Annotated in this window: 1 protein-coding gene; it reads right to left on the bottom strand. The window is 69.2% G+C overall.

Annotated elements, in window-relative coordinates:
• Nucleotides 1-161: 161 nt before the first annotated feature.
• The gene (locus ACIP8W_RS31915) at nt 162-1,559 is read right to left on the bottom strand and encodes an IS1380 family transposase (RefSeq protein WP_401958958.1); all 1,398 of its coding nucleotides are present in this window, start codon (nt 1,557-1,559) and stop codon (nt 162-164) included.
• Nucleotides 1,560-1,683 lie beyond the last annotated feature (124 nt).

Here is a 1,683-nt window from a genome sequence, read left to right as displayed (position 1 = left end):
AGCCTCGATCCACCGGTCGGTTCTGAAGCCGGTTTTTGAGGCTCGCTGGGCCGGGCGTGGGATTGCCGACTGGATGCAGGCATGGGGTATTTGCCGGTCTGCCCGGCTTTTCCACGATTTCAGCTCTGGTTGGGCCCAGTTGGGCGGGGTGGACAGGGAGGTCAGGCTGGTTCGGGCGGTGCGTGGACGGTGTCGAACAGGTGTGTCCAGGCGTGCTGCCAGGGGCATCGCCGGGGCAGGTGCAGGGTGATGCGTCGGGCGGAACGCGCGATCCGGGCGGGGACGTTGACCAGGTGGGCGCGGAGGGTGGCGGTGGTGGCCTTGGCATGGAAGGCCGAGGTCAGGGCGCCGGCGGCCCGTAGCAGGTTGTAGGCCATGGCCCACAGGGTGAGCCAGGCGGAGTTGGCGTGGAAGTGGCCGGAGGGCAGGTGGGCGAAGGCTGCGGCTTTGCTGTCCGCGATGACCTGCTCGATGACCGCGTGGTGGCGGTGTTCGCGTTCGGCCTGGAGTGTGGGGGCGGGGTTGTCGGTGAAGAAGGGGTGGTAGCGCCAGACGGGGAACAGTGCGCCCTGCTCGCCGATGGTGGCTGGTCTGGCCAGGTCGCGGACCCGGCGCACGATGAGGCGGGCGGTGACCCGCTCGGTCTTCTTGCGGCTGGCGAACGCGGTGTAGGCGGGGATCTCGGCGACCTCGGCGTCCGGGATGAGCTCGCCGGTGTCCGGATCGGGGATCCCGGTCGGGTAGCTGATCTGCTGCCATGCAGTGTCCGGAATGGCGAGGACGGCGCGTTTGATGGAGGGGTTCATGCCGGTGGTGATCGAGAAGTGGGCATCCGCCCGGCGGCAGGCGGCGATGACTCCGGCGTTGTAGAACTGGGAGTCCGCGCGCAGGATGCGCAGGCCGGTGCTGCCTGCCTCGACGGCAGTGGCCAGGGCCTCACTGACGAACTTCGGGGCGCCGCGGGAGTCGGCTGCCTTGCCGCGGCGCATCCGCACGGCGGCGATCACCGGCCGCGAGTGGGGGGTGCAGAGGGTGGCGAGCAGGGGGTGCAGGGTGCGGATGCCCTTGAACCGGCCGTACTCGGCGCCCTGCTTGGCCCGGCCGTAGACGCGTTTGTGGGTGGAGTCGACGTCGATGAACGCCTTCTCGCCGGAGCCGGGCAGCAGCGGGGTGTACGCGGCCAGCGCGCCCAGGAACCTGCGGTGCACGGCGTGGAGTTGCAGAGCGTGGCCGTGGGTGAACGCGCGCAGGAACGTCCCCAGCGTGGACGGGGCGCGGACGCCGCCGAACACGGCAGGCATCGCACCATGACGCAGCACGTCCAGGTCGTCGATGCTGTCCGCGCCCGCGACCATGCCGCCCACGACGCTGGTGACCTTTGCGTCCGCCGCCGCACCCGCGCCGTTCTTCGTCCCGGTCAGCTTCACCTTCTCGGCGACCAGCCGCGACAGCCCGCACCGCTCGGCCAGCCGCATCACCGGGACCAGCCCGGCCTGCGCGATCAGATTCGGATCATCGAACGCAGCGGAGACCGCCGCCGGCGTATGGGAAACTTGCATCTCGGAAGTGCCTTGCTGATCGTGCGTGCCGGAAGCCTGAAGAACTCCCATCATCGCAGGTCACAAGGCACTTCCTCGTTCTCCTGAAAGTTATCCACAGGCATCACGTCGGTGGATCGAGGCT

The sequence above is a fragment of the Streptomyces sp. NPDC088554 genome (genome assembly GCF_044752945.1).
GTDB lineage: Bacteria > Actinomycetota > Actinomycetes > Streptomycetales > Streptomycetaceae > Streptomyces.
This window is presented reverse-complemented; position numbering and strand designations above follow the sequence as displayed.

What these genes read in the sequence shown, in the direction of transcription:
- ACIP8W_RS31915 (WP_401958958.1), bottom strand. Translation starts at nt 1,559, where the DNA reads ATGCAAGTTTCCCATACGCCGGCGGCGGTCTCCGCTGCGTTCGATGAT.